Origin of the sequence: Pseudomaricurvus albidus, assembly GCF_018863235.1 — a bacterium.
Lineage (GTDB): Bacteria > Pseudomonadota > Gammaproteobacteria > Pseudomonadales > Cellvibrionaceae > Pseudomaricurvus > Pseudomaricurvus albidus.
This window is the reverse complement of the sequence record NZ_JAHKRS010000001.1, coordinates 390,525-416,407: the sequence shown is the minus strand read 5'-3', so window position 1 is coordinate 416,407 and position 25,883 is coordinate 390,525. Positions and strand designations below refer to the sequence as shown.

General features: G+C 50.7%; 24 protein-coding genes and 1 pseudogene. 11 read left to right on the top strand and 14 right to left on the bottom strand.

All coding sequences use genetic code 11. The features are described 5' to 3' along the window. Positions 1-37: 37 nt before the first annotated feature. Both KOI40_RS01880 and rep read right to left on the bottom strand, forming a co-directional pair. Positions 38-715 carry a hypothetical protein gene (locus KOI40_RS01880; RefSeq protein ID WP_216095739.1) on the bottom strand — a complete coding sequence of 226 codons (678 nt, stop codon included), beginning with the start codon at positions 713-715 and terminating at the stop codon, positions 38-40. Positions 716-831: 116 nt separating this feature from the next. Continuing rightward, positions 832-2,850, bottom strand: coding sequence for a DNA helicase Rep (gene rep / locus KOI40_RS01875; protein WP_216095738.1), 2,019 nt, complete (start codon positions 2,848-2,850; stop codon positions 832-834). Between the two features lie 373 nt (positions 2,851-3,223). Between rep and KOI40_RS01870 the strand changes: the two genes are divergently transcribed. Then, the gene (locus KOI40_RS01870; RefSeq protein WP_216095737.1) at positions 3,224-4,978 is read left to right on the top strand and encodes a putative bifunctional diguanylate cyclase/phosphodiesterase; all 1,755 of its coding nucleotides are present in this window, start codon (positions 3,224-3,226) and stop codon (positions 4,976-4,978) included. A gap of 6 nt (positions 4,979-4,984) precedes the next feature. Here KOI40_RS01870 and KOI40_RS18810 read toward each other — a convergent pair whose 3' ends face one another. Continuing rightward, entirely contained in the window at positions 4,985-5,587 is a 603-nt protein-coding gene (locus KOI40_RS18810; RefSeq protein ID WP_369413138.1) for a magnesium chelatase subunit ChlI family protein, read from the bottom strand. Positions 5,588-5,606: 19 nt separating this feature from the next. On the opposite strand from KOI40_RS18810, the gene KOI40_RS01860 reads away from it, so the two are divergent. The 3 genes from KOI40_RS01860 to KOI40_RS01850 all read left to right on the top strand — a co-directional run bounded on the left by KOI40_RS01860 (position 5,607) and on the right by KOI40_RS01850 (position 9,335). After that, the gene (locus KOI40_RS01860) at positions 5,607-7,394 is read left to right on the top strand and encodes a recombinase family protein (protein ID WP_216095735.1); all 1,788 of its coding nucleotides are present in this window, start codon (positions 5,607-5,609) and stop codon (positions 7,392-7,394) included. Between the two features lie 319 nt (positions 7,395-7,713). Continuing rightward, a complete protein-coding gene (locus KOI40_RS01855) occupies positions 7,714-8,751 on the top strand; it encodes a YagK/YfjJ domain-containing protein (protein ID WP_216095734.1) in 1,038 nt (345 codons plus the stop codon). Positions 8,752-8,834: 83 nt separating this feature from the next. After that, complete coding sequence (locus KOI40_RS01850) at positions 8,835-9,335, top strand: hypothetical protein (RefSeq protein WP_216095733.1); 501 nt, start codon at positions 8,835-8,837, stop codon at positions 9,333-9,335. 90 nt (positions 9,336-9,425) lie between these two features. On the opposite strand, the gene KOI40_RS01845 is transcribed toward KOI40_RS01850, so the two are convergent. Beyond that, a complete protein-coding gene (locus KOI40_RS01845; RefSeq protein ID WP_216095732.1) occupies positions 9,426-10,763 on the bottom strand; it encodes a hypothetical protein in 1,338 nt (445 codons plus the stop codon). 173 nt (positions 10,764-10,936) lie between these two features. On the opposite strand from KOI40_RS01845, the gene KOI40_RS01840 reads away from it, so the two are divergent. Together KOI40_RS01840 and KOI40_RS01835 are read left to right on the top strand one after the other, a co-directional pair. Continuing rightward, a complete protein-coding gene (locus KOI40_RS01840; RefSeq protein WP_216095731.1) occupies positions 10,937-11,494 on the top strand; it encodes a recombinase family protein in 558 nt (185 codons plus the stop codon). A 44-nt stretch (positions 11,495-11,538) separates the two neighbouring features. Further along, positions 11,539-11,760, top strand: a complete 222-nt coding sequence (locus KOI40_RS01835) for a hypothetical protein (RefSeq protein WP_216095730.1) — start codon at positions 11,539-11,541, stop codon at positions 11,758-11,760. Positions 11,761-11,951: 191 nt separating this feature from the next. Here the strand turns inward: KOI40_RS01835 and KOI40_RS01830 are convergent, their stop codons facing one another. The 3 genes and pseudogenes from KOI40_RS01830 to KOI40_RS01820 form a co-directional block, all read right to left on the bottom strand. Then, entirely contained in the window at positions 11,952-12,200 is a 249-nt protein-coding gene (locus KOI40_RS01830) for a hypothetical protein (protein ID WP_216095729.1), read from the bottom strand. 74 nt (positions 12,201-12,274) lie between these two features. Beyond that, positions 12,275-13,309, bottom strand: a pseudogene (locus KOI40_RS01825) (YifB family Mg chelatase-like AAA ATPase); the annotation flags it as partial. Positions 13,310-13,436: 127 nt separating this feature from the next. Next, on the bottom strand, positions 13,437-13,706 hold the full coding sequence (locus KOI40_RS01820; RefSeq protein ID WP_216095727.1) for an accessory factor UbiK family protein: 270 nt from the start codon (positions 13,704-13,706) through the stop codon (positions 13,437-13,439). Between the two features lie 363 nt (positions 13,707-14,069). On the opposite strand from KOI40_RS01820, the gene KOI40_RS01815 reads away from it, so the two are divergent. The 4 genes from KOI40_RS01815 (at position 14,070) to KOI40_RS01800 (ending at position 17,132) form a co-directional block, all read left to right on the top strand. Beyond that, positions 14,070-14,741 (top strand): TorF family putative porin, encoded by a 672-nt coding sequence (locus KOI40_RS01815; RefSeq protein ID WP_216095726.1) that lies wholly within the window; start codon positions 14,070-14,072, stop codon positions 14,739-14,741. 83 nt (positions 14,742-14,824) lie between these two features. Beyond that, the gene (gene glnK, locus KOI40_RS01810) at positions 14,825-15,163 is read left to right on the top strand and encodes a P-II family nitrogen regulator (protein ID WP_216095725.1); all 339 of its coding nucleotides are present in this window, start codon (positions 14,825-14,827) and stop codon (positions 15,161-15,163) included. 82 nt (positions 15,164-15,245) lie between these two features. Further along, the gene (locus tag KOI40_RS01805; RefSeq protein ID WP_216095724.1) at positions 15,246-16,487 is read left to right on the top strand and encodes an ammonium transporter; all 1,242 of its coding nucleotides are present in this window, start codon (positions 15,246-15,248) and stop codon (positions 16,485-16,487) included. Between the two features lie 306 nt (positions 16,488-16,793). Beyond that, entirely contained in the window at positions 16,794-17,132 is a 339-nt protein-coding gene (locus KOI40_RS01800) for a P-II family nitrogen regulator (protein ID WP_216095723.1), read from the top strand. An 86-nt stretch (positions 17,133-17,218) separates the two neighbouring features. Here the strand turns inward: KOI40_RS01800 and KOI40_RS01795 are convergent, their stop codons facing one another. Continuing rightward, on the bottom strand, positions 17,219-17,923 hold the full coding sequence (locus tag KOI40_RS01795) for a 2-thiouracil desulfurase family protein (protein WP_216095722.1): 705 nt from the start codon (positions 17,921-17,923) through the stop codon (positions 17,219-17,221). 232 nt (positions 17,924-18,155) lie between these two features. Between KOI40_RS01795 and KOI40_RS01790 the strand changes: the two genes are divergently transcribed. After that, positions 18,156-18,365 (top strand): hypothetical protein, encoded by a 210-nt coding sequence (locus KOI40_RS01790; RefSeq protein ID WP_216095721.1) that lies wholly within the window; start codon positions 18,156-18,158, stop codon positions 18,363-18,365. 34 nt (positions 18,366-18,399) lie between these two features. On the opposite strand, the gene xerC is transcribed toward KOI40_RS01790, so the two are convergent. The 6 genes from xerC to KOI40_RS01760 form a co-directional block, all read right to left on the bottom strand. After that, on the bottom strand, positions 18,400-19,365 hold the full coding sequence (gene xerC, locus KOI40_RS01785) for a tyrosine recombinase XerC (protein ID WP_216095720.1): 966 nt from the start codon (positions 19,363-19,365) through the stop codon (positions 18,400-18,402). A 35-nt stretch (positions 19,366-19,400) separates the two neighbouring features. After that, complete coding sequence (locus KOI40_RS01780) at positions 19,401-20,096, bottom strand: DUF484 family protein (RefSeq protein WP_216095719.1); 696 nt, start codon at positions 20,094-20,096, stop codon at positions 19,401-19,403. Positions 20,097-20,182: 86 nt separating this feature from the next. Further along, positions 20,183-21,013, bottom strand: coding sequence for a diaminopimelate epimerase (gene dapF, locus KOI40_RS01775; RefSeq protein WP_369413131.1), 831 nt, complete (start codon positions 21,011-21,013; stop codon positions 20,183-20,185). A 14-nt stretch (positions 21,014-21,027) separates the two neighbouring features. Next, a complete protein-coding gene (gene lysA, locus KOI40_RS01770) occupies positions 21,028-22,287 on the bottom strand; it encodes a diaminopimelate decarboxylase (RefSeq protein WP_216095718.1) in 1,260 nt (419 codons plus the stop codon). 116 nt (positions 22,288-22,403) lie between these two features. Beyond that, the gene (gene lptM / locus KOI40_RS01765; protein WP_216095717.1) at positions 22,404-22,538 is read right to left on the bottom strand and encodes an LPS translocon maturation chaperone LptM; all 135 of its coding nucleotides are present in this window, start codon (positions 22,536-22,538) and stop codon (positions 22,404-22,406) included. A 175-nt stretch (positions 22,539-22,713) separates the two neighbouring features. Then, complete coding sequence (locus tag KOI40_RS01760; RefSeq protein ID WP_216095716.1) at positions 22,714-25,722, bottom strand: response regulator; 3,009 nt, start codon at positions 25,720-25,722, stop codon at positions 22,714-22,716. Positions 25,723-25,883: the final 161 nt, after the last annotated feature.

The following is a 25,883-nucleotide window of genomic DNA, read 5'->3' as shown; positions in this document are numbered from 1 at the left end:
GACAATAGTATTGTCGTTCCGTAGAGACAAAGTCTGTTTAATTCATTTTTTTGATCGTCGCTTCATCCGCACGACGGCTGAATTTCAGATTGGCTTTGGTGCCAAACACGGATTTGTCGATATCGAGATACAAAAACTTGATGCCAACCGCAAACTGTCCGGATGGTGAGCCGTCAACGAGAATGGAAACCGGGTACTCTTTGCCGGGTTCCATGCGTTTGGTTTGTGGCGTAACGTCGAGTACCGGATAGACATTGCCGCGGCTGTCGGTCACTTTAAACAGGTTGAAGTGAGACAGTTTTGTGTCCACTCCGTCGCTGTAATTTGAGATATCCACCATCAGATTGAATGTGGTTTGGGAATTATAGCGAGTATTTTTGCCGACCTTTTCCTTGTGATATTCGGTCACAATCTCGCCCAGTTTGACTTCCATGGACTCTGTGCGGACTTTTTCCTTACTACTGCTTGGCGCGTTACCGATAAATTCCCAGCTGCCATCGGCTTTCAGTCGTACACGGGTACCGTCTTCACTGGTGGCAAAGCGGTCGGTGGATTTGTACTCCCAGGAGCCGTTCTTTTTCAACACAATCTCGCGGCCATCGTCGCCGGTGGCGGATAGTTCAGCGGCGTGTACAGGTGATGTCAGGCCCAGATTGAGGCTCAGTGCAATGGCAGAGCCGAGGAAGGTTTTGCAGAGTGGTGAAAAGGCTTTCAAAGTTACATCCTTTTAATCAAATGAGTTAAATCTTTAAAATCGAGGGCCCATAGATTCTCATGTCTTTTGCGACTCGTCCAGTTTGTGACGCTGTTAACACAATGCCCTAAAATGGTTCAGAGTCCGAGACTGCCCAGCAGATTGTCCAGCGTCTCGCGCCCCTTGGCCTGATTTTTTTCCGGGTTGTGTTCTCCAAATCCCTCGCGGTCGAGATCTTCTTCCGGCAACTCGTCGAGAAAGCGGCTGGGTGTGGTGTCCCAGACTTCGCCGTATTGCTTGCGTTTGCCGGCCAGGGTGATGTGCAGCACTTCCTTGGCGCGGGTGATGCCCACATACGCCAGCCGGCGCTCTTCCTCGACGTTGTCTTCCTCGATGCTGGAGCGATGGGGCAGCAGATCCTCTTCCACGCCGACCAGAAAGACATAGGGGAATTCCAGACCTTTGGAGGCGTGCAAGGTCATCATCTGAACCTGATCCAGATCCTCCTCTTCTTCGGACTGGCGCTCCAGCATATCCCGCAACAGCAGTTTGTTGATGGCGTTTTCCAGACTGCCGCTGCCGTCTTCGGCGTCGTCGCGTTCGATGATGGTTCTGATGGAGTCCACCAGATACCAGACGTTTTCCAGGCGCTTTTCCGCCACCTTGGGGCTGGAGGCATTCTGGTGCAGCCAGGATTCGTAGTCGATGTCTTCGACCATTTCCCGCACGGCACCTACCGGGTCGCTGCCGCGGCTGTTGTCACCCACCTGCAATAGCCAGTGGGTGAAGCGCAGGATGCGTTCGAGACTTTTCTTGGGAATATGGCTCTGTACGCCGAGTTCCTGACAGGCGGAAAACAGGCTGATCTCGCGCTCGGTGGCGTAGCGTCCGAGAGCTTCCAGCGTACCGGTACCGATCTGCCGGCGGGGAGTGTTGATGATGCGCAGGAAAGCGTTATCGTCATCAGGATTCACCACCAGTCGCAGGTAGGCGAGGATATCCTTGATCTCGGTTTTGGAGAAAAACGAGGTGCCGCCACTGATGTTGTAGGGAATCTGGTGCTGTTGCAGTTTCAGTTCCAGCAGGCGCGCCTGGTGGTTGCCTCGATAGAGGATGGCAAAATCGCCAAAGCGGGCGCGGCGGTTCTGACGCTGCATAAAGATTTCGGTGGCGACTCGCTCGGCTTCGGCGTCTTCATTGGCGCAGCGGATGATCCGCAGGGGTTCGCCCATGCCCATCTCGCTCCACAGGGCCTTGTCGAATTCGTGGGGATTGTGGGCGATCAGGTGGTTGGCGCACTTGAGGATACGGCTGGTGGAGCGGTAGTTCTGCTCCAGCTTGATCAGCTTCAGGTTGGGGAAGTCCTTGCGCAGCAGCGACAGGTTTTCCGGCCGGGCACCACGCCAGGCGTAGATGGACTGGTCGTCGTCACCCACCACGGTAAGGGCGCCACGGTCGCCAATCAGCAGTTTCACCAGCAGGTACTGACTGGAGTTGGTGTCCTGATACTCATCCACCAGCAGATAGCGGATCTTGCGCTGCCAGCGATCCAGGATGTCCTTGTGGTCCATAAACAGCTGGGCGGGAATCAGAATCAGATCGTCGAAGTCCACCGCGTTGTAGGCCAGCAGAGCGGCATTGTAGCGCTTGTAGATGCGGGCGATGAGCTCTTCACCGGGGCTGCTGGCCTTGCTCAGGGCGTGGTCGGGGGACAGCAGGTCGTTTTTCCAGTTGGAGATCTGGTGCTGCACCAGATCCAGATGGTCGCTGTCCAGATCACCCTCTTTCAGCATCAGTTCCTTGAGCAGGGACTTGGCGTCTTCCTGATCGAAAATGCTGAAGCCGGGTTTGAAGCCCAGGGTTTTGTGCTCTTTGCGGATGATGTTGAGGCCAAGATTGTGAAAGGTCGAGACGGTCAACCCTTTGCTGGCGCTGCCTTTTACCAGTTGCCCTACCCGCTCTTTCATCTCGCGCGCGGCCTTGTTGGTAAAGGTCAGGGCGGCAATGTGGCGCGCCTGCAGGCCGCACTCCTGAATCAGGTAGGCGATTTTGCGGGTAATCACACTGGTTTTGCCGCTGCCTGCTCCGGCCAGCACGAGGCTGGGACCATCAATGTAGTGCACGGCTTCACGTTGGCGGGGGTTGAGCTTGGACATCAAATCATCAGGTTGTGTTAGCGGAGCCGCATTGTAGCAATATAGCGCCAAGATAGTAGCCGCACGAAACCAGAATCGCTGCCGCAGCGGTTGGAGATAGCCGCTGGCGTGGCGAAATCCCCCGGGATAAGGGTTGGACATTACCGGATGATTGAGAACTGCAATTTCATATAGCCAAATCGAACAAAAGTGGTAACACAGTTTTTGGGTTTCATTGCTAAAATGAGAATTCCCTCTGTGAAAACTGTCGTGTAAAGTTGCACAGAACAATAATTATTCAAATGACATGTTGGCGTAAGCCGGACTGACAACGACAGTCCGGTACTGGAAGTAGCCAACTGAAGAGCCAGCGGATTTGGCGGAGCAGACCCTGATGGACAGGTTTCTTAAAATATTACTGGTGGTAGAGGATCGGCTGGAGTATCACCTGATACAGCGCCTCCTGTCTCAGATTCATCATACGGATTATGAATTGACCTGGGTGGATCAGCTCGGCGATGCACTGCACGAAGTGTTGTCCGAAGAAGCGGATGTGATTTTGCTGGATTACCACTGGCGTCAGGGCAACTGTATGCATTTGCTCAACGGTGCCCGGGCACAGGGCTGCCGGTCGCCGATCATTGTCATGACCGACGAAATGGAAGCCGAAGTGGATCGCTCGGCGATCAGTCATGGTGCTTCTGACTATCTCATCAAAGGCCGCATAGACAGCCAGTTGCTCGAGCGCACCCTGCGCTATGCCATAGAACGCAAGGCGGCTGAGCAGCGGCTTGCGGATCTCGCCCACTACGACCCTTTGACCGGTATTCCCAATCGTATTCTGTTTCGCGAGAAGCTCGAGTATGCGGTCAACATGGCCCGTCGCGATGAGACGTCTTTCACTCTGATGTATCTGGATCTCGACGGCTTTAAACAGGTGAACGACAGTTTCGGTCACGATGCCGGAGACAAACTGTTAAAAATCTGTGCCGAGCGCTTGTCTCTCTGTCTGCGCAACAGTGACTCAGTGGCGCGCATCGGTGGCGACGAGTTTACCCTGCTGTTGGAAAATATTAATTCGGCCACCGACATTGCCCACATTGCTCAAAAAGTCATTGATATCCTGGCCGAGCCTGTGCAGTTGGGAACCCACCAGGTGCGAGTTGGTTGCAGTATCGGCATTGCCGTGTTTCCCGAAGGGGGCAGTGATGTGGATTCCCTGCAAAAACACGCGGATCTGGCGATGTATGAAGCCAAGGTCAAGCGCGGCAGTCACTATCACTTCTTCACTGAGGCTCTGAATCTGGAAGCCCGCCGACAATTGCTGTTGGAATCGGAATTGCGTATCGCTCTGAAGGGGGATCAGTTTGTCTTGCATTATCAGCCCCGCATTGATCTGAAAAGTGGTCAGCTGCTAGGGCTGGAAGCGCTGCTGCGCTGGCAGCATCCCGAGCGCGGACTGATTTATCCCGACGAGTTTATGGATGTGGCAGAGTCCTCAGGGTTAATCGTGCCCATCGGTTACTGGGTGGTGCGTACTGCGGGTCAGGCTTTATTGCAGCTGCGGGATGTGCTGACTGAGCCTTCGCTCAAAGTCAGTGAGGGGCTTATGATGGCCATCAATCTGTCGGTGCGTCAGTTTAACGATGACAAGCTGGTCGAGCGGATTGCGACTCTGGCGAAGGAAATTGGCTTTGATCCGGCGTACATCGAATTTGAGTTGACAGAAACCGCACTGATGGAAAATCTGGATCGCATTGAATTGTGCATGCGGGCATTGGCGCATCTGGGGTGTTCATTTTCTCTGGATGATTTTGGCACCGGCTATTCATCGTTTATGCATTTACAGCGCTTGCCCATATCCGCGTTAAAAGTCGACCGCGGGTTTGTCGCCGATATCTGTCGGCGACAGGAGGACGCAAAACTGGTGGCTTCCATGGTGACGCTGGCCCACAGTCTGAACAAAACCATCATTGCCGAAGGGGTGGAAACCCCTGAGCAGCTACAGATGTTGCAGCAGTTCGGTTGTGATCAGGTTCAGGGTTATCACTACTGCCGACCCTCCACTCTGGAGACAATTACCGCACAGTATTTTGACCGTCCAGGCGTCGTCGGCCCGTCTGAAGTCCTTTCCTGTCAGAGAGCCTGACCCTTTCTACTGTACCGCCCGATCCAGATTGCGGTAGCTGAACGCTTCCATAAAATGCAGGTCGCTCAGCTGGTCCTCATCGGCCAGATCCGCAATCGTTCGAGCCACCTTGATCACCCGGTGTAATACCCGGGTTGAAAATCCCATTTTCAGCATGGCATTCTCCAGCAACTGTTGCTGGCTGCGTGTCAGTGGACAGATGTCTTCCAGTTGAGGGGCGCTCAGGTCACTGTTGCTGCATCCCTGTCGTTGCCACTGTTTTTGATGAGCGGCCAGAACTCTTTGTTGCACCGTCGCAGAATGATCGCCGCTGGCCTGTCCGTAGAGCTCACCTTTTTGCAGTGCCAGCACCGGGACGTGAAGATCAATGCGGTCCAGCAACGGCCCGGACAACCGGTTGCGATAGCGGCGTACCTGATCCGGACTGCAACGACAGCGATTCTCTGAGGACGGTCTGGCGTTTCCTTTGAGAGGCGGAGTTGACGTGCCGGGTTTGTTGTTGAGGTTCTGGACCGTGTTGTTACTGCTTATGTTGTGGCTCCCGAAGTACCCGCAAGGGCATGGATTCATGGCGGCAATTAATTGAAATAATGGTAGACTATGATGAATATTTTAGAGTATACAATCTATGCCTCAGGCAATCTCATACATTCGTTTTTCTGCCAAAATTCAGGAAAAAGGTAGCTCGATTGCGCGTCAATTAGCGATGCGTGAGTCGTGGTTAAACGATCACCCAACTTTCACTCTATCTTCTCTTTCTGAGCAAGATATAGCCAAATCTGCATCCAAAGGAGTTCATCTTAAACATGGCTTGGGTCGAATACTTGAAGCTATTGATCAAGGTTTGATCAAGGGGGGCGATTACATCATTGTAGAATCTATCGACCGGCTAGGGCGGCTTAGTCAGGTAGAGATGCTACAAATAATCACTGATATTGTTAATGCTGAGGTTTCAATAGTCACTCTAGAGGATAATCAGACATATTCTTTAGAAACACTGAACAACAATTCTTCCTCGATATTCATTTTGGTAGGCAAAATACAGCAGGCACATGACTACACTGCTGCATTGAGTCGTAGAATTGCTGCTGCCTATGAAAGAAAGAGATTAAAAGCCGTTAAGGGGGAGAGCATAGCGTTAAATACACCTATGTGGCTGACAACCAGCGGTAAGTTAATTCCCCAAAAATCAGAAATGTTACGAGCTTGTATACAGCTATATCTCAAAGGATATGGGCTTAGGAAGATAATTAAAGCCTTGAAAGATGATTACCCAGCGATCAGCGAGGTCGGAGAAAGGACAATAAAGCGTTGGTTCAATAATCCGGCGCTCATAGGCCAATGGAAAAACAAAGGAAGCCCAATAGATGGTGTATTTGAACCTTTAATTTCATTGGATACATATTATAAGTTGCAAGCTGAATTAAAGCGCCGTTCTAAAACTATGTCGCCAGAAGAGGTATATAGCATATCAGGGCTGGTGTTTTGTCAAAGGTGTGGGGCAAGATTTTATTTTAGAAGGAAGTTGTATAAAGGCGAGTATATTGTTTATGCAAACTGCTCAACGTACTTAAAGAAAGGTGGCGAGTCATGCGGCAATAATACAACTTGGCCATATCAAGCCTTGGAATACTTATGCTCAACTACCTATTCACATCATTTATCAACGGCTGCTATTGATACTGTGAGTAAAGAAGCTTTGAAAGAGCTTGACGTTTTAGTCAACCAACAAAATGAAACCAAACAGCTTTTGGATAATTCAACTAGGCTCCTCATTGAGCAGCCAAATAATCCCAGTCTCAAAGAGCAGAGCGCAGAGTTAACTAGCAAGTATGAGCAGTTAGGTAAAAAAATCTCTGTTCTTAAAGAGCAGCTAGATACACAGTCACCGACTATCCTTACTGCCGAATCAATGCAAAGCCGGTATAGGATGGAGCTTGAGGCTCAATTAGATCCAATATATATGCGGGATATATTGCAAAAGATCGGGTATAAAGTTTTTGTTAATGGTAGAGAGAGTCATGTGAGTTTAGAGGAAGTTGAATCCTCTGAGGGCGTTTGTGATATGAAATCAACTTTAACTCTGTTGCGCCATTCGACAGCTCATAAATGCTACATACTGCAAGATGTAACAGATTTTAGGTGGGGGGAAAATAAAGAATACAAGAGTAAATCCTCCCTGTTTGTCGCCATCAACAAATATGGGACAACATTAGAAGCAGAGACCGAGAAAGAACTCATACAAGAGTTGTTAGAGCGAAAAGGATCGTTTTCTGAAGAGCTTAATCATGGCAGAGAGTACGATAAGGCATTAGCCGTTGAGTTATTGGAGCGATTAAGCAGCGTAGAAGGTGCTGATAATCTGAGTATCGAAGAGTTTATAGATCAGTTTCCTGGGGAAGTGATTACACCTTGAAAACTAACATCGTTGGTGTGTTTTGTTTAACAAACCCCTCTCTCTATATCCAGAATAGCTCTCAGGCCAAATAACAGGCGATCTGAGCGTGACTGCCGGATCTCCACGGCCTAGCCTCCCTTAATTTAAAGTTGGCTGAGGGGCGTTACGCGAGGCTTTAGGAGGGGTTAAACAAGTGTCCAGAATAATAGGGTGTTAGAATAAATTCCTAAGACAGCAAATATAGGGGTTTAGTGATCTTAATTAGTCCTAAATTTGCCTGTAAGTTATATCTAATAATTACTATTAAATATTACCTATTAATTCTATATAGAGACTCATGAATAAACCTATTATCAATAATATCAAACACCAGAAAACAACCACTGAGAGTCATTATATGGGATTGCCAATAATGGCAGGATCTGAACATCCAACTTATTTAAAAGTGCTGGATAACTCCTATAGGGAATTGAGCTTGCTATGTGCGAGATATAGCCGAGTGGTTGTGGTCAGAGTTGATTTGCATCCAGCAGCTAGTGGGGGTTTAGCTCCGGCTGAAATTAATATCCCTAGCTTTCGCAAATCGATAGCTAGAAAGCTAGAAAGCAAGTATAAATCTAAAGTAGCTTTCTGCTGGACAAGAGAAGTAGGGAGAAATGATTATAACGATGGCTGGCATTGGCATTGGTGGTTTGCTGTTAAATGTAGCGAAAATATGCAGCCGTACACTCAGTCTGAAAGAATGTCTTGGGATATTATCGAAGTGTGGCAAGAGAAGGCAGGTGGCTTTTGCGAGAGAAACAACATGGCGGGCTGGTTTTATCTTAAGCGTGATTCTTTTTCTCTAGAGCGACGTTTAACAGAGCAGAAGCAAATAGCTAACGGCTCTAAAAAAGATGAAAACGATGTATTTATTAATCGCAATGCAATGTTAGCTAGGAAAATAAATAAGGGCATGGTGCTTGGGGGTGTAATTGATGAAGCATTCTATGCACTGTCATATCTGGCTAAGGTGTTCTCAAAAGTAAGAACAGAAGCCTCCAAAGGGAAGCCCACGTTTGCCTCATCAAACTTAAAACTTTCATACCCAACTGATAAGAAAGGCAGAGAAGAGGAAATAACCTCAAATTTAAAAGATATAAATGAATGGCTGAAAGAGCCTGTTGAGCCGATTCCATTCTCTGAGGCTAATTTAAGGGCTTATCAAGAGCATATAGACAACGGTGCGAATTATGACGAAAGGTGTAGAGAATGTGATGCAGCTCTTGATGAAATAGATAGGCTATTGGATAAAGGAGAAATAGATTTTGAAGAATGGAGTAGCAGAGGTGATTTCATTAGAGAGCGATTTAAAGAATTAACCTTATCGGCGTAATTCCCCCCCCCCCATTTTAAAAATATAGTATTAACAGGCGTCAACCTGATTGTAGCGTCACAAGAATATATAAGGATACATAAGTGAAGATAACAAAGGAGCAGCTCTATGTTGGCGCTGCTGTTATGCAAATTGCAGAGCATGATAAGTTTACGGCAATTAATGCTCTTCAACTGAAAGAAAGTCCACGTGGCAATTCATTCCTTATTAATGATAAAACCCCTCTTTTTTGCAAGTACGCATCTAGTAAAAATTCATATAACGAGTATCAATTTAATTTCACTACTGATCAATTTGATTCATTCAAGGAGACCATGCAAAAGTATGGCGCTTTTTATATTGCTCTAATCTGTGTGGAAGACTCTGAAATATGTTGCTTATCTTTTAAGGAGTTAAAAGATCTGATCCAATTCAGAAATAGATCCTCTAAATCTACTCAAGATCAATATGTCATATTGGCGCAGCTAGAAAAAAGGAAAAGCTTTCGAGCATATGTACATGCAGCTGGGCATAAAGGTTTTTATGCTGGTGAGCAGCTAATTGTTTCTAGAGCCGATTTTCCATCTAAAATATTTGAGCGCTGAAAGCATTAAAATAAGACGTGTAGATAGGGAGACCTTGCCAGAATGACGTTAAGACTCCCCTATTTTTAATCGAAGCTTAATGGCGGCATGCTATTTTATCAGCTCAAGAGCTACGGTTTGCTTTTTGGCACCGAGAGAGTTTGTGTATGAGCCTATTCCTAGGTACTTAAATACTTGACCTATCTTGCCAGCTTGGTCGCCTTCTAGTACATATGAGTCACGTTTTAGTATTACCTGTACGGGAAGCTTTTCTAGAGTTTCACTCGAATCTAGTAATAATGCAAAAGAATCTATTACCTGAGCTACCTGATAGGTGTCATCGTTGTGTACAATAACAACACCTTTGCCAATGTCTCCATTGTCAATAGTTCTAGCTACAACAGCGTCAACCAGCTCCCTAAAAGTTACTTTGCGAACAAACATATTATCTATACCTGCTTCAGCCGCAGCTCTATCAGCCTCTTGTAAATCGGCCTTTTTATATTCGTTATATTCTTGAAGGGCTTGTTGTTGTTCAGCTGCATATCTTGCTGCTTCAGCATTGATGGCCTCATCAACTAGTTTTTGACGAGTATCTAGAACTTGTTGCGGCCCAGGGATATCAACGATGCTTTTATAGTCTCTTTCGAGTACCTTATTCGCCCATGTAATATATATTTGGGTCGCCCATTCATAAGATTTACAATAAAAGTCAAAGCGATTCATTTCACACGAACCACGGTATTTATTCTGCGCTTCTTGTGTCGACGCTAGCTTATGGAAAGCAGAAATAAAGTCTATGTTTGATAATCTGCTGTTTGCCATTTTGACAAATAGATCTTGTTTCCATCCTTTATCTGGATTCTTGTGAAATGGTGTCTGGCTTATCTCAATCAACTCGTGGTTATTAATATCCAATGCATTTATGGCGTAGCCTAGTTCTTCGAATAGAGTGGAATATTTATCCTTATCTTTCTGAGTAAATATCGGTAATGCAGCATCTAGCTTTTGCTGATTTGTGGCTACTGAGTCTGCGCTATCCACCCATGCCTTCATTAGATTAATAGCTTTGGGGATTGACTCTTTAACTGGTTCGTAACCGTAGTTCTTATCAGAGGCGCTGTATAGCTTTTTACACTTTTCATGGTAGTTGTTGGTTATGTATTCTCGCTGACTCTCTAGAAAGTCTATTATCAGTGTCGCTTCTCGTAGATCCTCTGGGGATGGCGTCTCTGGTGCTATTCCAAGAACCGCATCACCTTTCATTCTTTTTTCAATATTATTAATTTTTCTACCGTATTTTCCGCGATCTGACAGTAGCCCTTTAATGCCAGTGATTCTGCCATCTGTTTTTCTACAATCTTCATCTGCCCAAGCATTGAATGCTGAGGAGGTGGATGGAAAGAGTGCAATTGTGAGCGTGAATAGCAGGGCTTTGAAATAGGTCATTGAGATTCCATTCTTCTTTGGCGGGACAAAATTAATTCTTTTGAGTACACCATAACGAACACAATTACAGGAATACAAAAACACCCCCATAATGTATTCAATAGGGTTGATATTAATTATGAATACATATAAAGTTTCAGCATCTAGACCCAAATGAATACAAGGTGCTGAAAATGACTCATGTTGCGTATATCAGAGTTTCTACTGTTGAACAGAATACAGAACGTCAGTTAAAAGATACAGGTGTCAATTTTTCTAAGGTATTTGAGGATAAATGTTCTGGGGGCTCAGTTAAGCGCCCTCAGCTTGAGGCTATGAAAGAGTATGTGAGGGAGGGCGATACCATCCACATTCACTCTATTGACCGTCTAGCGCGTGATCTGGGCGATTTAAAGGCGCTTGTGAGTGGCTGGAATAATGAAGGGGTCAATGTTCAGTTTCACAAAGAAGGTTTGCACTTCAAAGCTGGTGAGAATGGTTCTAAGACCGCTGATTTGATGCTCAATATACTTGGTGCTGTTGCTGAGTTTGAAAGATCAATGATTAGGGAGCGGCAAGCAGAGGGTATAGCAAAGGCTAAAGCCAAAGGTATATACAAAGGTCGTAAGCCATCAATTGATAAAGCTTCCATCCTTGCTGAGCTGGATACCGGCTTGTCTATGCGAAAGGTGGCTGAGAAGCTGGGAGTGAGCCTTTCTACTGTTCAGAGAGCCAAACAAGTCACGATGTGAGATGCTTAGCGTTTTTTTTAATGAAAGGCAAAAGGAACTGTCATATGGCAAATGAAGTAAGAGTGAAAATGTCTGGCGAACTCGAAATTAAAAACTCAGACATGGAAGTTATAATTAAAAAGAACGGCAAGAAGTTAGGTACTGTTTTAATTAGTAAGGGCAATATTGAATGGTTGCCTGCGGGAAATTCAGTAAATAAGTTTCGCTTAGGGTGGGGACGGTTTGCCGAATTTATGTCAGAAGCCGGAAGGAAAGTTAAAAGATAATAACCAACGATAAAGGCTTTCAACTGGCCTTTCCCCAAATATTTTAGAAACATAACGCATTTGGGGCCCCAGTTGAAAAGTAGTGTGTTCAGCAGCTCTCCCTCCTCGATGCGTTTTAAATGGCCTAGAGTAACGATATTTTGACGTTCAGCGCCAATCCTATGCCTACCTACTGGGTGGGCGTATATGGGCTAATTTCCTTTGATTTTCTTATGTCTATGATCTGGTTTAACTAGCTCCAGCTTGGGTCTCTTATCATTTGAGCCTATATCGAAAAGCCCCATCTTGAAGACGGCAATACCACGAGCTACATCCAAGGCTTCATGAAGATCAGAAGAATGCTCTTCGAATCCTTCTACATAGTAACTAGTCGCCCCGTTATTGGACTCTTTCTTGTAAATCGAAATACCGTGATGAGTTAAGAATGGTGTGTTTGTCATATTGCTAGCCTTGTGTTTAGTAAGTCTCGTTTTTGAGGAGGAAGATAAGTTATTCATCATTACTGATATTGTTTTTGAAAGCGCGCGGGAAACTCCACCTGCGCGGTTGCGCGTGAGATTCGAATGGCGCCGCACTCCAGGGGTTCACGCAGCACTTCCAGAACTTGTCGTTGAAATTCCGGCAATTCATCGAGAAACAGCACGCCGTGGTGCGCCAGGGAAATCTCTCCCGGCTTCGGGTTTGAGCCACCCCCCACCAGTGCCGCGGCCGACGCGGTGTGATGGGGAGCTGCAAACGGTCGTTGCGGGTAACCCGGGGTTTCATCGGCCGGTCGCGACAGTCGGGTGAGCGACTGGATACAGGCAACTTCAATAGCGGCGTCTTTTGTGAGTGGTGGCATCAGGCCGGGAAGTCGCGACGCGAGCATGGATTTACCGGTACCCGGTGGGCCGAACAACAGTGCGTGATGTTTTCCCGCTGCGGCAATTTCCAAAGCCCGTTTGGCCTGGGTCTGTCCTTTGACGTCCCTCAAGTCGCCATAAAGTTGGCCACTGGTGTCGACGCTGAAAGGTTGTGTGGCGGTGGGGCTGAGTAGAGTTTGCTGCGCCAGATGGCTGCAGACTTCTAACAGGGAGTTGGCAGACAGAACCGGTGCCCGATCGCACAGCGCTGCTTCGGAGGCATTGGCTCGAGGGCAAAGCAGTTGCCGCCCTGCTCTGCCACAGGCCATGGCGGCGGGCAGGCAGCCGGGAACCGGGCGCAGTTCGCCGTTGAGTCCCAGCTCGCCGAGAAACTCCATCTGCTGAATCTGCGCATCGGGTATTTGTCCTGAAGCCGCCAGAATGCCAAGGGCAATGGGCAAATCAAATTGTCCACCGGACTTGGGCAGGTCCGCAGGCGCGAGATTGACGGTAATCCGGCGGGCGGGGAAATCAAATTCGCTGTTGAGAATCGCGCTGCGCACCCGATCCCGTGATTCCTTAACCGCTGTCTCAGCCATCCCCACTATCGACAGAGATGGCAAGCCGTTGGACAAATGAACTTCGACGGAAACCAGAGGGGCTTCCATTCCCAGGCGGGCGCGGGAGATAACCGTGGCCAGTGACATATGCATTCCCTGCTGCGTCAAAAGGCCAGAGCTTATTTTGTGTGGCAGCGGGAAAGCCAGTGGCAAATCCGGTTAATCACTCACTATCAGAGACAAACCGGCTTGTTTCCATACCAAGGTATGAAGCTCAGGCGCCAGGTTTGTCTTCGGAGGAGTCTTTTGTTGTGTTGCCGTTACTTTCCAGTTCACTGAGTTGTTTCTCCAGTGCTTCCAGTTTTTCCCGGGTGCGTAACAACACCGCCTGCTGAGCATCGAATTCATCGCGGGAGACCAGATTCATTTTTCTCAAAGTGCGCTCCAGCAGACTTCGCAATTCGCGTTCGGGCAGTTCACTGGTGGCTGTGGGAATGGCCGATTTAATGTCGTTAAACAGACTGCGTGCCAGTTGCTCAATCATGGGAAATCCTGCGTTAGTTGAGACGTAAATACAGACGAAACTGAAAGATTCCATTCTACCTCAAGGGACATCACAAAAGGCAGATTGCTATTGCACCAGTGTGGTGCCCAATGTGGTGCACGAACATTTTTTGTGCACTGCGAGTGGGCTTTGGCGCATGGTATTGCGCCCTTGTGTGCGCACATTCAGTGCGAAAAGTTGGTAACTTATTGAAATTTATAGATTTTTTAAAGTTGGCAAGCAATGTGCTAATACAGGGCAAGCCGTAAAAATATACAAACAACTTTCCTTGACGAAAGTTCGGCTTAAGGGAAGAACAACTTAAATTAAAAATTTACATTAGGTAAAACGAGAGGAAGATTCATGAAAAAGTTAACTCAATTGGCTGCTGCTGTTGCTCTGTCTGCCGGTGCTTTAAGTGCTGCTCCTGCCATGGCTGAAGGCAGCCTGTCTGCCAACATCGGTTATGCATCTGAGTATTACTACCGCGGGATTATTCAGAAAAACAGCTCTGCTTCTGCTGGTATCGACTACGAGAACAGTGGTTTCTACATCGGTGCCTGGAGTGCAGACGTAGGTGATGGCCTGGAAGTTGACGGCTACCTCGGTTGGGGCTTTGAAACCGATGGCGGTTTTTCTGCCAGCGTGGGTTACACCACTTATCAGTACACTGGTGAATCATTCGACAGTGAGTACAACGAGTTCAACCTGAACCTGGGTTACGGTTTTGCCAGCCTGGAATACTCTGTTGGTGAGCACGGTAAAGAAGAAGGTGTGTTGGATGAAGACAGCGATTACTCCTTTGTTGCTTTGACTCTGGAACACAATGGTTTCTACGGCACCTACGGTGCGTTCTTCGACGATTGGGACGGTGAGTACCTGGAGCTGGGTTACGGCACTACCATTGGTGGTTTTGATGCAGGCGTTGCGTTCATCTTCACTGCTGAAGGTACCGGTGATGAGCTGAATGGCTGGGACTACGATGACGATGACGAGGCTATCGTCTTCACCATTGGCAAATCTTTCGATCTGTAAGTTTAGTTTTTTACAGTAGCCGGGCCTGTGCCCGGCGCTTTTATCTTTGCGGCGCGTCGGCGCGTCATTAAAGGAGCTCAACAATGAAACTGGTAACAGCAATCATCAAGCCTTTTATGCTGGACGCGGTTCGAGAAGCGCTGTCAGATATCGGCGTTCAGGGAATTACCGTGACAGAAGTGAAAGGCTTCGGTCGTCAGAAAGGTCACACGGAACTCTACCGTGGTGCTGAGTACGTGGTGGACTTTCTGCCCAAAACCAAACTGGAAGTTGCCGTGGGTGACGATCAGGTAGACACCGTTGTGGAAGCAGTCAGCAAGGCGGCACACAGTGGCAAAATTGGCGATGGCAAAATCTTTGTCTCGGCTTTGGAGCAAGTTATTCGTATCCGTACCGGCGAAACCGGTAACGATGCACTGTAAGCGTCAGCGAACGACTGAATATAAGCGGGCCTGTCCCGTAATGCTCAAACGATAAACGTTAAAACTCTCCCGGAGAAACGCAATGGAAAACTCAATTTTCGAATTGCAGTACGCCTTGGACACCTTTTACTTTTTGGTGTGCGGCGCGCTGGTAATGTGGATGGCGGCTGGTTTCGCCATGCTGGAAGCGGGTCTGGTCCGCTCCAAAAACACAACTGAAATTCTGACCAAAAACGTCGCCCTGTTTGCGGTGGCCTGTACCATGTACATGGTGTGCGGTTATCACCTGATGTACGGCGGCGATCTGTTCCTGTCCGGCATCCTCGGTGACGGTGTTGCTGGCGCGTCAGCTGACGATCGTGCAACCTATGCACCTTCTGCTGACTTCTTCTTCCAGGTGGTATTCGTAGCCACTGCCATGTCCATCGTATCCGGTGCGGTTGCCGAGCGTATGAAGCTGTGGGCTTTCCTGGCTTTCGCTGTGGTCATGACCGGTTTCATCTACCCAATGGAAGGTGCCTGGACCTGGAACGGCGAGGCTGTGTTTGGCATGTACGTGCTGGGCGACCTGGGTTTCTCTGACTTTGCAGGTTCCGGTATTGTTCACATGGCGGGTGCTTCTGCGGCTCTGGCTGGTGTGATTCTGCTGGGTGCCCGTAAAGGTAAATACGGTGCCAACGGTGAAGTTCACGCTTTCCCGGGTGCTAACCTGCCTCTGGCCACTCTGGGTACTTTCATCCTGTGGTTGGGCTGGTTCGGTTTCAACGGCGGTTCCGTACTGGCGACTGCGTCTGTTGAATCTGCCAACTCTGTTGCGATTGTCTTCATGAACACCAACGCTGCGGCGGCCGGTGGTCTGATTGGCGCCATCATTGTGGCTCGCATCCTGTTCGGTAAAGCTGACCTGACCATGGCGCTGAACGGTGCTCTGGCTGGTCTGGTAGCGATCACTGCTGAGCCTTCCACTCCAACCGCACTGCAAGCGACTCTGTTTGGTGCTCTGGGTGGTGTTCTGGTTGTCTTCAGCATCCTGACTCTGGACAAGCTGAAAATCGACGATCCTGTTGGTGCTATCTCTGTTCACGGTGTGGTAGGTCTGCTGGGTCTGTTGCTGGTACCTGTAACCAACGACGGTTCTTCTTTCTCTGGCCAGCTGATCGGTGCTGCTACCATCTTCGTTTGGGTATTTGTAACCAGCCTGATCGTTTGGGGCATTCTGAAAGCGGTTATGGGCATCCGTGTCTCTGAAGAAGAAGAGTTCAGCGGTGTGGATCTGGTTGAGTGTGGTATGGAAGCTTACCCAGAGTTCACCAGCAGCAAGTAATCCTTTCAGCGATTATTTGACTGATACGACTCGAGGCCCGGTTACTGAAAAGTAACCGGGCTTTTTTATGTGTGAGACGCGGGTTTGGTTGTGACTATCCAGAGTGGATGATGTCGCTTGATGCCGGCTAAACGGGGTCGCTTTTCTGCCGGCAGGCATGGTAATGTAGATCCACGAACAACTTTTGTGTAATTGCTGTCATAATTTGATGTTATTGATCAGGCGGTGAGCGGGGCTCAGTTCATGAGCCGCATACCGGTTTGGTATTCACAGCATCAAGCCATAATATTAAGAAGGAATACATCAATGAAATTGATCACGGCTGTCATTAAACCTTTCAAACTGGATGATGTGCGCGTCGCTTTGTCCGAAGTCGGTGTACAGGGTATGACTGTGACTGAGGTGAAAGGCTTCGGTCGTCAAAAGGGTCATACTGAACTCTACCGTGGTGCTGAGTACGTTGTTGACTTTTTGCCCAAAGTTAAGCTGGAATTGGCCGTGGATGAGCCTATGGTAGACCAGGCCGTTGAAGCCATCACCAAGGCGGCCCAGACCGGTAAAATTGGCGACGGTAAAATCTTTATTACCACCATCGATGAGATTATTCGTATTCGCACCGGTGAAACAGGCAGCGACGCGGTTTAAACCTGAGACATTGGCTAAGCCATGTTATCCAGGAACACAAAAAAGCCGGCTTAGCCGGCTTTTTTGTGTCTGGTGATTGAGTTCTGCTAGCCGAGGCGGCTTACCAGTGTCTGTACATGGCGATCGCGATCCTGGGTGGGGGTATCCAGAAACTGTTCCAGATTGCCTTGCCATGGCAAATCAGAATTCAGAAGATTAACCGTCTCGAGGCCTGCCGGTTTGCCTGCCTGTAAGTACACTCCAACCACAAACCAGACGATGTCCACCTCTCTGGTGAAATAGTGTTCATCCACTATGGTCAGATCCGGGTAAGTCTGTGCCAGAGTGTGGACGAATACCCCATCGATCCATTGCACGGTGTCTCCCTGTTCGCTGAGCAGGGGCGTGGTGTCTTTGCCGCAGCTGGGTGACCGGGCTTTGATGATAGCGGCATGCAGTTCCGCCTGCTGTTGGCACCAGTGTTCGGCTCTTTCTCGCAGCGGAAAGTCCACGGCAACTCCGGGTTGCTCTACCCATTGCAGCTGTCGCTGTCCCTTCGACGTCTGCACCCATTGAATCGGCTTGCGGGGAACCCCCATGCCGGCGTCCATTTCCGGGCAATGTTGCACCAGCTCCAGCGCGGCACTGAGCGTGGTCAGCACCTGACCGAGACTTTTTTCCCGGCCGTCATAGCGAACATTTTGCCCGGCCAGACAGGCGCTGATCAGTACTTTCGGTGGCTGGGGAGACAGCGTTTTCAGCCATTGCAAAAGTGCGGGTTCGAGGAGTGTTTTGGTGCCATCCTGATTCATGGTTCTCCATGGGAAAGTAATTACTATCTGTTCAGGATAGTCGCATATTCTAGAGCAAAAAAGACTAAAAATTTCATCAAAAGGAGGTGGCCAAACGAATTCAAGTTGGACTATAAATACAGCGTTCAGGGACGTCACAGAACGCTCTGATCGGAAGTGGTGCCGGGCAAAATAAGAGCACCGCAGAGAAATGATATTGATTTAGCAATGACAACCGGTAGCAGGTTTTTATATGAATCAAGACGTTTTGGAAGACCGTGACGATCGCGAAGAACGACTCGAAGATCACACCGTAGATTCCCGCAAAAAATTGAGAGAACAGCTGCAGTCCGAAGTGGAAGCGTTTTTGGCCCGTGGAGGACAGATCCAGACCGTGGATCCCAGTACCACTTCGGATCCGCCGCAAAAGCCTTCCAACAATTACTGCAGTCGCCCTATTTGATCTCTTTAGGTCGCGGTCTGACCTGCTCCGCCGATTACTCGGTTGAAGGTTGCTCGGAGGAAGATACTGCAGCAGATGCCGTCGGCGTGTCGGAATCGCGACTTTTGGCTCGCGGGTGCGCACTGTCGTAGACCTTGGCCAGGTGCTGAAAGTCCAGGTGGGTGTACACCTGGGTGGTCGAGAGGTTGGCGTGTCCCAGCAGCTCTTGCACCGCCCGCAGGTCGCCACTGGATTCCAGCAGGTGACTGGCAAATGAGTGGCGCAGCATATGGGGGTGGATTGGTTGGTCGACGCCCTGAGTGATGCTCAGTTTCGCCAGCCGTGCCTGAATCGAGCGCGGGCTCAATCGCTGTCCGCGCCGCTGGGTGAAGATTGCGGTCACCTCATCACCACAGGTTGATTGTTGTACCTGCTGCCAGGCAATAAGTGCATCCAGAGCGTGGCGGCCAACAGGCAGTTCGCGGGTTTTACGACCCTTGCCGGTGACTCGCAACTGGGCCTGTTTCAGGTCAACATCGCCCCAGTCCAGTGACACCAGTTCACTCAGTCGCAATCCCGACGAATAAAACAGTTCCAGACACGCGCGATCGCGCAACGACAGGAAGTCCTGCCCTTTTACCTCTACAAACTGAATCGCCTGATCTACATCCAGCGCCTTGGGCAGAGGTTTTTCCGCTTTGGGAGCTTGCAGTCCGGTGCAAGGGTTCAGGGTGGTCAGTTTGTGTTTCAGGCAGTATTGGAAAAATGTGCGCACGGCAGACAGCCAGCGTTGCAGGCTGCGGGGTTTCAGGTTGCGTCGGTGCAGTTGGGCCAGACACTGGCGAATATGGAAATGGCGGAGGTCGGTTAAGCTCACTTCGGTGGTTTGGCAAAACTCCTGCAGGCGCAGCAGATCCCGCTGGTAGCCTTCGAGCGTATGGTCTGACAGGCGTCGTTCAAAACGCAGGTAATGTTCAAAGCCCTCGAGAGCAAGGGTGAGGTCTGAAGCCGGTTTGGTCACGCTGCCCTTCCCTCCACGCTGGTGATCTGAACCCGCTATCTAGGCAGATACTGGGGCAGCTGGCGATTGAGGACTTCGCCGATGTAACTCAGAAACAGGGTGCCCATGCTGGAGCGATAGTAACCGGGGTCACGGTTGGCGATGGCCAGCACACCAAAGGTGTTGCCGTGAATCAGTGGCACCAGAGCGACGGAACCGACGCTGTCGGCAAAATCGGGAAACAGGTATCGAGTCTCTTCCGCTGACAGGGTGCCACATTGGGGGCGGCTGTTCTTGAGCACCTGAGCAATGCTCTCGCGGGCTTTGCTCAGGGGTTCGACTCGGGCCTTGCCGGCGGACAGGGCGGCGCGGTCGCCAAACAGGATCAGCGTGGTGTAATGAATCTTGAACTCGTTGTCGAAACTGTAAAACAGGGAATCGATGGTGTCGGTGAGGGTCTTGCCTTCGAGCAGTGCCAGCACCAGGCGTTTGGTCTTGTCGAACAGGCGATCGTTGTCGCGGGCGTTGTCCAGCAGTTTGCTGAGACGGTGGCGCATGTCCATGTTGCGCTCACGCAGAATGGACACCTGCCGCTCTACCAGAGAAATCGCCTGGCCACTTTCGTGTGGCAGGCGCAAATCGGCGAGTAATCCCGGCTGTTTGACGAAGAAATCAGGATGCTTGCGCAGGTATTTGGTTACCTGTTCTTCGGTGATGGCGTTCTCGGTATCAACAACTGTTTGATCACTCATGTGCGTAGTTTGTACCTGTTTGTCCTGTAAACCTGTTGATGTTTGAGCCTTTCCCTCGAACGCTCAGACTTGTCACCTGCTTAAATTCAGACTTTAACCTGTCCGTGAAAGACATGAGTTGCCGGACCCGACATCAGAACAGGTTGTCCTTCCCCCTGCCACTCAATCGTCAGGCTGCCGCCGGGCAGATTGACTTTGACTTTGGAGTCTAACAGGTTGCGCAAGCGTCCCGCCACTACTGCGGCGCAGGCACCGGTGCCGCAGGCCAGGGTTTCGCCGCTGCCGCGTTCGTAGACGCGCAGATTGATTTCGCTGCGGGAAACAATATCCATAAAGCCGGCGTTCACCCGCCGGGGGAACTGCGCGTGGGCTTCAACCTCTGGTCCCCAGGTTTCCACCGGGGCTGTTTTGACGTCGTCCACCACGGTCACGGCATGGGGATTACCCATGGAGACGGCGCTGATTTCCAGCGTGGTGTCGGATAGTGGCAACGAATAGGTGATTGCCTGCTCCTCAGCGGTAAAAGGCAGATCGGCAGGGGCCAGTCGCGGTGCTCCCATGTCCACCTGAACGTCGTCATTATCGAGCACGCGCAGGGTCATGACTCCGTTGGCGGTTTCCACCACAATGTTGCGTTTGCCAGTGAGCTTGCGATCCAGTACAAAGCGGGCGAAGCAGCGGGCGCCGTTGCCACAGTTTTCCACTTCGGAGCCGTCGGCGTTAAAGATGCGGTAGCGAAAATCCACGTCGGGATTTTGCGGCACTTCAACGATCAGAACCTGATCGCAACCCACGCCAAAGCGCCGGTCAGCCAGACGGCGGATCTTATCTTCACTCAGACGGATGCGCTGGCTGATGCCGTCGAGCACGATAAAGTCGTTGCCGAGACCGTGCATTTTGGTAAAACGTAATCTCACGGGGTGTTGATCCTTTATGAGTCAGTCGGGGCGTCGAGCAGCGCTTCACCCTGGGTGAGGCTGGCGAGCGTTTCACGGGCGCGCACGACAGTGGCTTGGTCGCCATCGACCATAATCTCTGCTGCACGCGGCCGGCTGTTGTAATTGGAGCTCATGGTAAAACCATAGGCGCCACAGGACATCACCGCCAGATAGTCGCCGGTGGCCAGATTCAGTGCGCGGTCCTTGCCCAGAAAGTCGCCGGTCTCACACACCGGGCCCACCAAATCCCAGTTCTGGGTATCGCCTTCACGAACCTGCAAGGGACGGATATCCTGCCAGGCCTGATAGAGGGACGGGCGGATATTGTCGTTCATGGCGGCGTCGATAATGGCAAAATTCTTGTGCGGCGTGGGTTTCAGATATTCCACTTTGGTCAGCAACACGCCGGCATTGGCGGCGATGGAGCGGCCCGGTTCAAAGATCAGCGCCAGCGAGCGGTTGCCGAGACGGTCTTTGATGGCCTGCATGTAATCGGCAACGGCCGGTGGCTGCTCGTCCCGATAGGTGACACCCAGTCCGCCGCCGAGATCCAGATGCTCGATGGTGATACCGATTCCTGCCAATTGATCAACCAGCTGCAATACACGATCCAGAGCGTCGACAAAGGGCGACAGCTCAGTCAGCTGAGAGCCAATGTGGCAGTCGACACCAACCACATCCAGGGAGTCGAGCTGGTTGGCGTGGGCGTAGACCCGCGGCGCTTCCGCGATGTCGATCCCGAACTTGTTCTCTTTCAGACCGGTGGAGATATAAGGGTGAGTGTTGGCGTCCACATCGGGATTGACTCGCAGGGAGACGCGCGCTACGGTGCCCATGTCGGCAGCGACGGCGGCCAATACATCGACCTCGGCTTCAGACTCCACGTTAAAACAGTGAACACCCACTTCCAGTGCACGACGCATTTCTGCAGGGGTTTTGCCCACGCCGGAAAACACCACCCGGCCAGGATCACCGCCTGCCAGCAGCACGCGCTCGAGCTCACCTTCGGAGACGATGTCGAACCCGGCGCCAAGACGGGCAAGGACATTGAGCACCGCGATATTGGAGTTGGCTTTGACGGCGTAGCAGATCATGCCCGGGTGATTCCCCAGGGCCTTGGCGTAATCCTGATAGTGACGGGTAAAAGCCGCGCGGCTATAGACATACAGCGGGGTACCGAACTGCTCGGCAAGCTGGGTAAGAGAGACTTGTTCGGCAAACAGCTGGCCGTTGCGTTCGGTAAAATCTTGCATGGGGAAACTCTGAGTATGGTTCTAAAAACAGTATGGTTCTAAAAACAGTAAGGTTCGGAAAAGCAGTCTGGCCCTGAGAGCTCTGTGAGCTCAAAACAGTTTTAGCCGGAGAAACACTATTCCGCCGGAGTCTGGCTGGCTGGTTGTTCCGCTTCTTCAGGCTGGGGCAGATACAAAGGGCCCTTTTGACCACAGCCAGCCAGTCCGAGGGTCAGAATTGCAGTAGCCAGTATCAGGGAAAAAAGTCGCATTGGGTCTCCGGAGCCCGTCGTTTTACAGGCGTGTTTTGGTCCAGGTTCGTTTTCAGGGGGAAATTTTCACTAAAAACGGATAAATAAGCCGGATAGTATACCGGTGGTTGGTGCAGGCGTGCCAGCGGTTAAGCCCCGTTCCGGTGTTTCACGAAACGGGGCTTAACCGGGGCAATTACAGGGGCATTTTTTGCGGCAGGTATTGCGCCAGTGTCTGGTAGAGCAACGGCGGGTCCACGGGCTTGGTAATGTAGTCGTCCATGCCACTTTCCAGGCAGCGCTCGCGATCGCCCTGAAGGGCGTGGGCGGTCATGGCAATGATGGGGATTTCGGCGCAGCATTGACCTGTGCGAATGCGTCGCGTGGCTTCGTAGCCGTCGACTTCAGGCATCTCCATGTCCATCAGAATGGCGTTGAAAGTGCCGGGTTTATGGCTGTTGATAAGATCGAGGGCTTCCTGTCCGTTATTCGCCACCGTAACCGAGATACCTTTCTTTTTCAGGATGCCGATGGCCACCTTCTGGTTGACCAGATTGTCTTCGGCGAGCAGCACGTGCGCGCCACAGAGCCGCTGGTCAGTTTCGTCAGCGCTTAGCTCTGGCGGTTGCTCGAACAGATCTTCGCCGAAAGCCTGGGCAATCGCATCGAAAATGCGTGAAGGTGTGGCGGGTTTATTGATAAAGCCGTGGGTATTTTCCAGAGAATACTGACCGGCAATATCCTGCTGGCTGTAACTGGAAATCAGCAGCATCTTGGGTTTTTGCAGAATGTCCGGTGTTTTCTCGATCAGGTTGCAGGCCTGCACGCCATTGATGTCTGGCATATTGAAGTCAATCAGTACCAGCTCGTAGGGCTTGCCGTTCTGATCGGCCTGTCGGATTTTACTGATGGCGTCGGTGGCATTGCTGGCGGTATCCACCTGTAGTCGCAAGGTGTGCGAGGTATTTTCCAGAATTTTCAGGGCGCTGGGATGATCGTCGACAATCAGTGTGCGCAGGTTGTGATAGCGCTCAGGTTGTGGGCGGATGGGCTGTTCTCCCACCTGGCTGCGTTCAAAGTGCACTGAAAAACTAAAGCAGCTGCCGACCCCCTCTTCACTGGTGGCGGTCAGTTCGCCGCCCATCTGCTCGATCAGGTAATGACAAATGGTCAATCCCAGACCTGTGCCGCCAACGCGGCGGGAGGTGGAGCTGTCGGCCTGGGTAAAAGGCGTAAACATGGAATGCAGGTCATCCTGGGCAATGCCAATGCCGCTGTCGGTGATGGTAAATTCCAGTTCTACCCCTTTGGTATGTTGAGTTTTCTTGCGAACTTTAAGCGTCACATCGCCCTGTTCGGTAAATTTAATCGCATTATCCAGCAGGTGGTTAAGAATCTGCTGCAGCCGCCGGGCATCGCCTTTGACGAAGCGCGGCACTGAAGGATCGGTGTCAAAGATAATTTCGATGCCTTTGGACTCTGCGAGGGCGGTGTGGGTCTGAGCCAGGCGCTCGTAGAGGTGTTCCAGATCGATGTGCCGGTTTTCGAGCAGATAGGTGCCGGATTCCAGTTTGGAGAAATCCAGAATCTCGTCGATGGTGTGCAGCAGGCTGCGGGCCGACGTGTTGATACTGCCGAGATAGCTTTTCTGCTCGCTGTCGAGGTTTGTGTCTTGCAGCAGATGCCCCATGCCAATGATGGCGTTCATGGGGGTGCGAATTTCGTGGCTCATGCGGGTGAGAAATTCAGTTTTGGTCTGGTTGGCGCTGATGGCTTCCATCTGGGCCTGACGCAACTCGGCCTGTGCCTGTTTAAACTGGGTGATGTCGGCGTTGACGCCAACGGCCCGCAAGGGTGAGCCCTGTTCGTCAAACTCCACAAACATGGCCCGGGAATAAACCCAGATAATGTGTCCGTCCTTGTGCCGCATGCGGTATTCAGACTGCACGGGCTTTTGGGGGGATTTTAAGGCCTCTTCAAACACGTTCTGCATGTACGGGATATCATCGGGGTAGATCATCTCTTTTAGAAAGGTGCGCACGGAGGGCGTCAGATCCCCTTCTTCGTAGCCCAGCATGTGCAGGTAGCTGGGGCTGATAAATAATTGGTTGTCTTTCAGGTGGTAATCCCAAAGACCGTCTTTGGAGGCCTTGAGGGCAAAGGCGTAGCGTTGATCGCTTTCTTTCAGCTCACGGGTGATGCGGTTGCGGCTGACGGCGCGGGCAATGGCGTCGGCGATAATGACTGCGGCTTCCAGTGTCCGTTCCGGCCAGACCTTGTCCTTGTGGTCCGAGGGCAGGGTCAGCATGCCATCCAGATGATCCTGGTAAAAGATCGGAATCAGTACTGCAGAGCCGACTTTGTACTTGAGGAACGTCGACGCAATAGGAGCATCCAGTGAGGCAAGCCCTTCACTGTCGAGCACCAGAGGACGGCGATTGCTGAGCCGTTTCAGCAGGATGGGAAATTGACGAAAAGGCTGATTGGCAACGGGATCGTCATGCTGTTCATCGGGAAATACCGACCAGTGGCTGATGGTCGACATCTGTTCGGTTTTGGGGTCAAGCCAGCGCAACGTGCAGCGATCTATCTGGAAATGCTCTGCCAACCCCTTCAGAGCCAGCTCAATATTGTGCCAGCTGTCATCTTCCAGCAGATGGCGCAGGGTTTGGCGCAACCAGTTTTCAGTTTGGGCAAGTTCAGCCTGTTTTAGCTGCTCGCGTTTGACCTTGTCGATGTCGGTGACGGTGCCAATGATATGGCTTGCCTGTCCTTTGGGGGTGCGGGCGATGACTTTGACGCGCAGTTGAAACCAGCGGGGTACCAGCTCGGCAGATTCCGGTTCTGCATAGGCCAGCGCCTGCAGTTCCGTTTCGTAATCCTGACCCTCAGCAATGCAGCGCTTAAAGTTGTCATGGATGCGCTGGCGGTCGGATTCAACGATGTGTTCGCGGATAAAGTCGCGATTGGAAGGCTGTGGTGGATAACCCAGCACCTCGGCGGAGCGTTCACTGTACACAATGCCCCGGCCATCGTTGTACCAGCTGAAACAGGCTGTTCGGGAGGTTTGCTGCAGAATGCTGGAAAAATTGACCTCATCCTGTTCCAGGCGTCCCCTTTCGACACGCTGGTATTCACTCACCTGAGCTTCCAGCTCCTGAATGCGCGCCAGCAGTTCTTCTTGACTGTTTCCGTGTGTCGCCATAAATGAAAAGCCGCTTGTTGATCCGGTGCCAGTGCCCGATACCGTAGGTCTTTAAGTACCCGCCAGCGTTTCACTTCCCGTCATCAAGCTGGGCGGATGTGTCTTCAATAATGCAGTGATGTGTGGCTAAGTTTAGCGGAGAAGGCGCCCGACGCCAGCCC